We start from the raw sequence: 8,426 nt of genomic DNA, 5'->3' as shown, positions 1-8,426 counted from the left end.
GGCCGCGGTGGCGTATGTGGGAGGTTCGGGAGCCGGTGAGGCTCAGAGGTTGCCGCGCTTCTCCTGCTCGCGCTCGATGGCCTCGAACAGCGCCTTGAAGTTGCCCTTGCCGAAGCCCATCGAGCCGTGGCGCTCGATGATCTCGAAGAAGACCGTCGGGCGGTCCTGCACCGGCTTGGTGAAGATCTGCAGCAGGTAGCCGTCCTCGTCGCGGTCGGCGAGGATCTTCAGCTCGCGCAGCTCGTCGATCGGCACGCGGGTGTCGCCGACCCACTCGCCGAGCGTGTCGTAGTAGGTGTCCGGGACGGACAGGAACTGGACGCCCGCCGCGCGCATCGAGCGGACCGTGGAGACGATGTCGTTCGAGGCCAGCGCGATGTGCTGGACGCCCGGCCCGTTGTAGAACTCCAGGTACTCGTCGATCTGCGACTTCTTCTTCGCGATCGCCGGCTCGTTGATCGGGAACTTGACCTTCTTGGTGCCGTCCGCGACCACCTTGGACATCAGCGCCGAGTACTCGGTCGCGATGTCGTCGCCCACGAACTCCTTCATGTTCGTGAAGCCCATGACCTTGTTGTAGAAGGCGACCCACTCGTTCATCCGGCCGAGTTCCACGTTGCCGACGCAGTGGTCGATGGCCTGGAAGGTGCGCTTGGCCGGGGCCTCGACCATCGGCTCGACGGCCACGTAGCCCGGCAGGTAGGGGCCGGTGTAGTCGCCGCGCTCCACCAGGGTGTGGCGGGTCTGGCCGTAGGTCGCGATCGCGGCCAGCACCACCGTGCCGTGCTCGTCCTTGACCTCGTACGGCTCGTCCAGGCCGCGGGCGCCCTGCTCGACGGCGTACGCGTAGGCGGCGCGGGCGTCGGGGACCTCGATGGCGAGGTCGATGACGCCGTCGCCGTGCTCGGTGACGTGCTCGGCGAGGAAGCGGCCGTGGTCGGTCGTCGCCTTGATGACCGAGGTCAGCACGAAGCGGGCGGAGCCGTTGGTCAGCACGTAGCTGGCCGTCTCGCGGCTGCCGTTCTCCGGTCCGGAGTAGGCGACGAGCTTCATGCCGAAGGCGGTCGAGTAGTAGTGCGCGGCCTGCTTGGCGTTGCCGACGGCGAAGACGACCGCGTCCATGCCCTTCACCGGGAACGGGTCCGCCTCACGCGCGGTGTGCGGGGTGGTTTCGAGGTTCGCCAGAGACTCAGTCATGAGCGCAGATTCCCGCCGATCCACAAGCTGCGCAATAGTTTCCTGAATGACTGTACAAACTGCACAGCATGGCCGGACCATGGCTAAGACATCTGTGCACTATGACCACCCGTGCGTACGCGTGGGCACCCGGAGGCATCCATGGGCATCGACGATCTCGACGGCCGGCTCATCGTCCTGCTGGCGCGCGAGCCCCGGATCGGGGTGCTGGAGGCCTCGCGCCGGCTGGGCGTGGCCCGCGGGACGGTCCAGGCACGCCTGGACCGGCTCCAGTCCGGCGGGGTCATCCGCGGATTCGGGCCACAGGTCGACCCGACGGCCCTGGGGTACCCGGTGACCGCCTTCGCCACGCTGGAGATCAAGCAGGGCCAGGGAGCCGACGTTAGGGCGCACCTGGACGGGGTCCCGGAGGTGCTGGAGCTGCACACCACCACCGGGCACGGGGACATGCTGTGCCGGCTGGTGGCCCGCTCCAACGCCGATCTCCAGCGGGTGATCGACCGCGTCGTCGGCTTCGACGGGATCGTCCGGGCCTCGACGGCGATCGTGATGGAGAACCCGGTGCCCTTCCGGATCATCCCGCTGGTGGAGCAGGCGGCCGGGGACGACGCCCGGACCCGGTGACGCGGGGCGTGACGCACGGAGTTCTATGCAAAGGATTCTCTGCAAAAACCGTTGCAGAGAATTCTTTGCATCTCTAGGGTCGGGGCATGCCCGAGAGCCGACCCCAAAGCCGTCCCGAAAGCGCACCCTCCGCGGGCCGCGAGCCCGTGACGCCCAGCCTGCGCATGCTCGACGCCCGCGCCCTGCGCGGCCTCGCCCACCCCCTGCGGATGCTGCTGCTGGCCGAGCTACGCCGGGAGGGCCCCGCCACCGCCTCCCGGCTGGCCGAACGCCTCGGGGAGTCCAGCGGATCCACCAGCTACCACCTGCGCCAGCTGGCCGCACACGGCTTCGTCGAGGACGCCGTCGGCCACGGCAAGGGGCGGGAACGCTGGTGGCAGGCCGTGCACGAGGGCACCGGCTTCGACGGATCGCTGATCCACGACACCGACCCGGCCACGAGCAGCGCGGCCGCGCTCTTCCTGCAGACCGTCGCCGCCAACCACACCCAGGAGGTCTCGGCCTGGGTCGCCGAGGCCTCGGCCCGGCTGGGCCGCTGGGAATCCGGCGCCGACCTCAGCGACTTCACCCTGCGGCTGTCGCCCGGGCAGAGCGAGGAACTGATCGGCCGGCTGCACGACGTGATCAACACCTACCGGGACCTGCCCGAGACGGAGGACACCCGCACCGTCCGCGTCCACACGCACGTCCTGCCGCGTTCCGCTTCCGAGTAGCCGCCCCGCCGGCGGCCGCCCGCCGCACCGCGTACCGGTCCGCCGCGCCACCACCGCCGCACCGAAGGAGTCCTGCCGTGCCCGCCGCCGTCCCTGCCCGCAGCCGGGCCTTACGCTCCACGAGCCGGCGCCCGCTGGCCGCCGTACTGGCCGCCAACACCGTCTCCATCGCGGGCAGTTCCCTCACCCTCATCGGCGTCCCGTGGTTCGTCCTCCAGACCACCGGCAGCCCCGGCCGGGCCGGGGTCGTCGCCTTCTGCGCCACCCTGCCCGTCATCGTGGCCGCCCTGGTCGGCGGACCGATCATCGACCGGATCGGCCGCCGCCGGGTCTCCGCCGCCTCCGACCTGATCTGCGGCCTGTCCGTCGGCGCGATCCCCCTGCTGCACCACCTGGGCGTGCTGGAGTTCTGGATGCTGTGCGCGCTGATGGCCGTCGGCGGCCTGGTGCACACCCCGGGGCTGACCGCCCGGGGGGTGCTCCTGCCCGACCTCGCCGAACACGCCGGCACCACCCTCTCCCGGGCCGCCAGCCTCTACGACGCGGTCTCGCGCGGCGCCCGGATGCTCGGGGCCGCGGTGGCGGGCCTGCTGATCGCAGCGTTCGGCGCCGAGGCGGTGCTGCTGCTGGACGCGGCCACCTTCGGGGTGTCGGCGCTGCTCGTGTCCGCCTTCCTACGCGGGGTCCCGGCCGCCGAACCGCAACGGGCCGCGGGCACCGTCTCGTTCGCCGCCTACCGCACGGAACTCGCCGAGGGATGGGCCTTCCTGGCCCGCTCCCGGCTGCTGCTGGGCATCACCGTGATGGTCATGATGACCAACGGCCTGGACCAGGGCTGGTCCTCGGTGCTGCTGCCCGTGCACGGCCGGGACGTCCTGGGCGGCGCCACCACCATCGGCCTGATGATCTCCCTCTTCGGCGGCTTCGCCCTGCTGGGCGCCCTGCTCTACGGAGCGTGGGGCGAGCGGTTCCCGCGCCGGGCGGTGTTCGCGGCCGCCTTCCTGGTGTCCGGCGCGACCCGCTACGTCGTCGCCGCGCTCACCGACACCACGCTGCCGCTCGCGGTGACGATGGCACTGGCCGGCCTCGGCGCGGGCATGCTGAACCCGATCCTGTCCACGCTCGTCTACGAGCGGGTCCCGGAGGACCTGCGCAGCCGGGTCGCCGGGGTCACCACGGCGGGCTGTGAGCTCACCATGCCGGTGGGCGGCCTGGCGGCCGGACTGCTCGTCGGCGGCTTCGGAGTGCGCACGGCACTGCTGCTCTTCGGCGGCACGTACCTGCTCACGACGCTCGCCCCGCTGGTCTTCCCGGCCTGGCGCGGGATGGAGCGCGGGGCGGATGTCAGCAGGACGGGGCCGGCTGCCCCCGATTCAGTGCGCGAAGAGCGTTCACCGCACCCGTCAGTGAACTGACCGGCACCAGCCGCAGCCCCTCGGGCAGCTCCGACTGCGCGTCCGCGCACTCGTCCTTCGGGACGAGGAACACGGTGGCCCCGTCCCGCCGCGCGGCCTGGGTCTTCAGGGCCACTCCGCCGACGGCGCCGACGGTGCCGTCGGCGGTGATGGTGCCGGTACCGGCGATGGTGCGGCCGCCGGTGAGGTCGCCGCCGCTGCCGTCGCCGTCGAGCTTGTCGACGATGCCGAGGGAGAACAGCAGCCCGGCGCTCGGACCGCCGACGTCGGCGAGGTTGAGCTCGACCTTCACGTCCTGCGGATTCTTGTCGAGGAAGCCGAGGGCGGCGTCGGTGGCCGCCGACTGCGACTTGGCCATTTCCTCCAGATTGTGCTGCTCGATCTGCTCGTCGCTTCCGCCGGTGGAGTAGACGGCCTCCCGGGGCAGGACCGCATGGTCCGTCGCGAACCAGTGGCCGACGAGCTCGGGCAGCGTCACCGTCGAGGACGGCCCGGTGGCCCGGATGGTGGTCATCCGCAACTGGCCCTCGGTGTCCCGGACCGGCGCGCCGGACACGGTGATGACGGGCTTGCCCCGGTCGGACCCCAGCACGTCGGCCGTCGGCCCGGGCACGGCGACCACGAAGGGCAGCGGCGCGAAGGCCGCGGCGGCGAACAGCCCGACCACGGGTACGGCGCAGACGGCCAGGGCGGCGGGACGCGGCAGACGTGTGAGACGAGAGAGCACCCGCCCAATCTATCCGCCCCGCCGGCCCCGCAGACGCCCTCGGCCCCCGCCGCGCGCTCCGGCCCCGGCCGCACCGCCCGGTGCGTGCGATCGCACGGCGGAGGGCCGTCCTCGCACCGGGCCCGCTCGGACGGTCCCGACCACGCGGCGGACGTGCGTGCCGGGTGCCGCGGGGCAGGCGGGACGTCCGCGACCCGCCCTAGCGGAGGGCGTCGGCGACCTCGCGCGCCGCGTCGACGACCCGCGGTCCGACCCGCTCCGGCACGGCGTCGGCCAGCATGACGACGCCGACGCTGCCCTCCAGCCCGCTGATGCCCACCAGCGGTGCCGCGGCCCCACTGGCACCCGCTTCGAGCTCGCCGTGGGTCAGCGTGTACCCCGGCTCGATGAGGGAGCCCTGACGGGCGGCCAGGATCGCCCGCCCGGCGGCGCCCCGGTCCAGGGGGTGGCGGAAGCCGGCCCGGTAGGCCACGTGGTAGTCCGTCCACGTCGGCTCCACGACGGCGACGGCGAGGGCCTCGGTGCCGTCGACGAGGGTCAGGTGTGCGGTGGCACCTATGTCCTCGGCGAGGGACCGCAGCGCGGGCAGCGCGGCCTCACGCACGAGCGGGTGCACCTGCCGGCCCAGTCGCAGCACCCCGAGCCCGACCCTGGCCCGGCCACCGAGGTCGCGGCGGACCAGGGCGTGCTGTTCGAGGGTGGCCAGGAGCCGGTAGACGACCGTGCGGTTGACGCCGAGGCGGTTGGAGAGCTCGGTGACGGTCAGACCGTGGTCGGTGTCGGCGAGCAGTTTGAGGACCCTGAGCCCTCTGTCGAGAGTCTGGGAGGTTTCCGCGGTCACGACGCCTCTCCCTCTTTCGGTGAGCGGCGGTGACTCTCGGAATGGCGCGCCGCCGGTCCCACGGCGGCGCACAGGAGAGGCCGCCGGTAGCGGCCATTGCACCGGCTGCGCTCCCGCGGCGGCGCTGCCACGGTGCGTTCGATGCGGGGAATGTAGCGAGCAGGTCCGCTCAGCGGAAGGGCTCGTCCAGAATCCGGGCGCGAGCTACCCGTTTGTGCTATTTTCTGATCGCCTCAAGTGTCGTTTCGTGACAACGAATCGCACAGACGCGGAGACGGCGGTACGCGGACGGGGTCCGTGCGAACCTCCGCACGGACCCCGTCACACGTTCTGGGCGAACTCACCGCAGTCACCGCGGTCACCGCACATGCCGCAATAAGTGCAGTAAGCGGAGCAAGCGCGCCTACCGCATGCGGGTGGCCCACTCCTGCACCTTCTTGATGCGCTCGCGGATCTGCCCCGCCGTGGCCTCCGCACTCGGCGGCCCGCCGCACACACGGCGCAGCTCCGTGTGGATCACCCCGTGCGGCTTCCCGCTCTGGTGGACGTAGGCGCCCACCATCGTGTTGAGCGACTTCCGCAGCTCCAGCAGTTCCTTGTGGGAAACCACGGGCCTGCGATCGGCCGGCAGTTCCAGGAGGTCCGCTTCGGAGTCGGGCTTGCGCCGGCTGTGCGCGATCTGCCGGGACTGCCGCTTCTGCAGCAGCATCTGCACCTGGTCCGGCTCCAGCAGCCCGGGGATGCCGAGGTAGTCCTGCTCCTCCTCGCTGCCCGGGTGCGCCTGCATGCCGAACTCGGCCCCGTCGTAGAGGACCCGGTCGAAAACGGCGTCGGACTCCAGTGCCTCGAAGGACATCTGCTCGTCCTCGCCGGTGTCCTCGTCCTCCTGCCGGTTCGCCTCGTCCATCTCCTTCTCGGACTCGGCATACGGGTCCTCCTCGCCCTGCTTCTTCGGCCGGTCGAGCACGTGGTCGCGCTCGACCTCCATCTCGTTGGCGAAGCCGAGCAGGTAGGGGATCGTCGGAAGGAAGACGGACGCCGTCTCGCCCCGCCTGCGCGAGCGCACGAAGCGTCCGATGGCCTGGGCGAAGAACAGCGGGGTGGAGATCGTGGTCGCGTACACGCCGACCGCGAGGCGCGGTACGTCGACGCCCTCGGACACCATGCGGACCGCAACCATCCAGCGGTCGTCGTTCGCGCTGAAGGTGTCGATGTTCTTCGACGCCCCCGTGTCGTCGGAGAGCACCAGGGTCGGCCTCGTCCCGGTGATCTCCCGGATCAGCTTGGCGTACGCGCGCGCCGAGTCCTGATCGGAGGCGATGACGAGGCCGCCCGCGTCGGGGATGCCCTTGCGGACCTCGGTGAGCCGCTGGTCGGCGGCGCGCAGCACGTTGGGCATCCAGTCGCCGCGCGGGTCCAGGGCCGTACGCCAGGCCTGCGAGATGGCGTCCTTCGTCATCGGCTCGCCCAGCCGCGCGGCGATCTCGTCGCCGGCCTTGGTCCGCCAGCGCATGTTGCCGCTGTAGGAGAGGAAGATGACCGGCCGGACGACGCCGTCACCGAGGGCGTTGCCGTAGCCGTAGGTGTAGTCGGCGGAGGACCGCCGGATGCCGTCGTTGCCCTCTTCGTAGGTCACGAACGGGATGGGATTGGTGTCGGAGCGGAAGGGCGTGCCGGTCAGCGCGAGCCGGCGGGTCGCCGGGTCGAAGGCCTCCAGGCAGGCCTCTCCCCAGGACTTCGAGTCTCCGGCGTGGTGGATCTCGTCGAGGATCACCAGGGTCTTGCGCTGCTCGCAGCGGTTGCGGTGGAGCATCGGGCGCACGCCGACGCCGGCGTAGGTGACGGCGACGCCGTGGTAGTCCTTGCTGAGCGGACCGGCCGAGTACTCGGGGTCCAGCCGGATTCCTATCCGGGCGGCGGCCTCCGCCCACTGCTTCTTCAGGTGCTCGGTGGGCGCGACGACGGTCACCTGCTGCACCACGTGGTGGTGCAGCAGCCAGGAGGCGAGGGTGAGGGCGAAGGTGGTCTTGCCTGCGCCGGGGGTGGCGACGGCGAGGAAATCCCGGGGCTGGTTCTGGATATAGCGATCCAGCGCTCCCTGCTGCCAGGCACGCAGCTTGCTGGCGGTGCCCCACGGGGCACGGCCGGGGAAGGCGGGTGAGAGATGGTGGGAGGCGGTAGTAGTCACGGTCTCCGGTTCGTGCTCTCGGCGGCGGTCGTACGTAGGACAACCGGGCCACCTTACCGGGGCGGGCCCGCCCCCCGCGGAGGGACAGGCCCGTGACCTCGGGCGGTGCGGCGAGCGTCACATCGCCTGCCTCAGCGCGCGAACCTCGGCAGCTGCGCAGCGATCTTGGGTACGTCGAGAGCCCCCTGGCACACGTCCAGCACGAACTGCTCGGCTTCGTCCACGTCGAACTCGGGGTCGAGCGGATGCCCGTTCATGTGGAGGAAGACCCAGGTCGCGTACCAGGCAATGCGCTTGTTCCCGTCTACCAGCCCGTGGTTGCGAGCCAGCGATTCCATCAGAGCCGCTGCCTTCTGCCAGATGTCCGGGTAGGCGTCCTGGCCGAACACACTCGCTTGCGGGCGCGCCAGTGCCGAGTCGAGGAGACCGTAGTCGCGCACTTCGTCCGCTCCGAGACGCTCCGCGAGGTTGAGTAGCTCGGGAAGCGTGAGGTAGTGCATCAGGCAAGCCTCCGGTTGAGCTCTGCGCTCGCCTTCAGCACATGCTCCGCCGCCTCGTTGAACAGTCGGGAGTGTTCGTTTATGGCCTTGATGACCGCGTCGTGCGCGAAGGACTGCATGCTCCGGCCCTCCGCCTCGGCGCGCTCACGCAGGGCGTCCAGCTCTTCTTCGGTGAATCTGACGTTGAGACCAGCCATGGAATGACGGTACCGCGCGGTACC

Annotated in this window: 8 protein-coding genes and 1 pseudogene; 3 read left to right on the top strand and 6 right to left on the bottom strand. The window is 71.0% G+C overall.

Going from position 1 to position 8,426, the window contains the following annotated elements:
• Positions 1–42 precede the first annotated feature (42 nt).
• Positions 43–1,197 (bottom strand): 4-hydroxyphenylpyruvate dioxygenase, encoded by a 1,155-nt coding sequence (gene hppD, locus ACFW2G_RS21055; protein ID WP_037923317.1) that lies wholly within the window; start codon positions 1,195–1,197, stop codon positions 43–45.
• Positions 1,198–1,338: 141 nt separating this feature from the next.
• Here hppD and ACFW2G_RS21050 point away from each other — a divergent pair, with 141 nt between their 5' ends.
• The 3 genes and pseudogenes from ACFW2G_RS21050 (at position 1,339) to ACFW2G_RS21040 (ending at position 3,949) form a co-directional block, all read left to right on the top strand.
• Positions 1,339–1,821 (top strand): Lrp/AsnC family transcriptional regulator, encoded by a 483-nt coding sequence (locus tag ACFW2G_RS21050; protein ID WP_037923314.1) that lies wholly within the window; start codon positions 1,339–1,341, stop codon positions 1,819–1,821.
• An 86-nt stretch (positions 1,822–1,907) separates the two neighbouring features.
• Positions 1,908–2,165, top strand: a pseudogene (locus ACFW2G_RS21045) (winged helix-turn-helix domain-containing protein); the annotation flags it as partial.
• Positions 2,166–2,194: 29 nt separating this feature from the next.
• Positions 2,195–3,949 (top strand): MFS transporter, encoded by a 1,755-nt coding sequence (locus ACFW2G_RS21040; protein WP_384580622.1) that lies wholly within the window; start codon positions 2,195–2,197, stop codon positions 3,947–3,949.
• On the opposite strand, the gene ACFW2G_RS21035 is transcribed toward ACFW2G_RS21040, so the two are convergent.
• The 5 genes from ACFW2G_RS21035 to ACFW2G_RS21015 form a co-directional block, all read right to left on the bottom strand.
• Positions 3,879–4,676 carry a S16 family serine protease gene (locus ACFW2G_RS21035; RefSeq protein WP_037923312.1) on the bottom strand — a complete coding sequence of 266 codons (798 nt, stop codon included), beginning with the start codon at positions 4,674–4,676 and terminating at the stop codon, positions 3,879–3,881. The two genes, ACFW2G_RS21040 and ACFW2G_RS21035, sit on opposite strands and share 71 nt — an antisense overlap.
• Before the next feature lie 199 nt (positions 4,677–4,875).
• The gene (locus tag ACFW2G_RS21030; RefSeq protein ID WP_030662724.1) at positions 4,876–5,517 is read right to left on the bottom strand and encodes an IclR family transcriptional regulator; all 642 of its coding nucleotides are present in this window, start codon (positions 5,515–5,517) and stop codon (positions 4,876–4,878) included.
• Positions 5,518–5,920: 403 nt separating this feature from the next.
• On the bottom strand, positions 5,921–7,705 hold the full coding sequence (locus ACFW2G_RS21025) for a DEAD/DEAH box helicase (protein WP_384580620.1): 1,785 nt from the start codon (positions 7,703–7,705) through the stop codon (positions 5,921–5,923).
• 131 nt (positions 7,706–7,836) lie between these two features.
• Positions 7,837–8,205: a type II toxin-antitoxin system death-on-curing family toxin gene (locus ACFW2G_RS21020; protein WP_037923310.1), complete on the bottom strand. Its 369-nt coding sequence runs from the start codon at positions 8,203–8,205 to the stop codon at positions 7,837–7,839.
• The gene (locus ACFW2G_RS21015; RefSeq protein WP_037923309.1) at positions 8,205–8,402 is read right to left on the bottom strand and encodes an Arc family DNA-binding protein; all 198 of its coding nucleotides are present in this window, start codon (positions 8,400–8,402) and stop codon (positions 8,205–8,207) included. The genes ACFW2G_RS21020 and ACFW2G_RS21015 overlap by 1 nt, the downstream gene beginning before the upstream one ends.
• Between the last annotated feature and the right edge of the window lie 24 nt (positions 8,403–8,426).

It is taken from the genome of Streptomyces sp. NPDC058880 (genome assembly GCF_042742535.1).
In the GTDB taxonomy this organism is placed as follows: domain Bacteria; phylum Actinomycetota; class Actinomycetes; order Streptomycetales; family Streptomycetaceae; genus Streptomyces.
The sequence above is the reverse complement of the archived record's forward strand: the minus strand, read 5'-3'. Positions and strand labels throughout refer to the sequence as shown.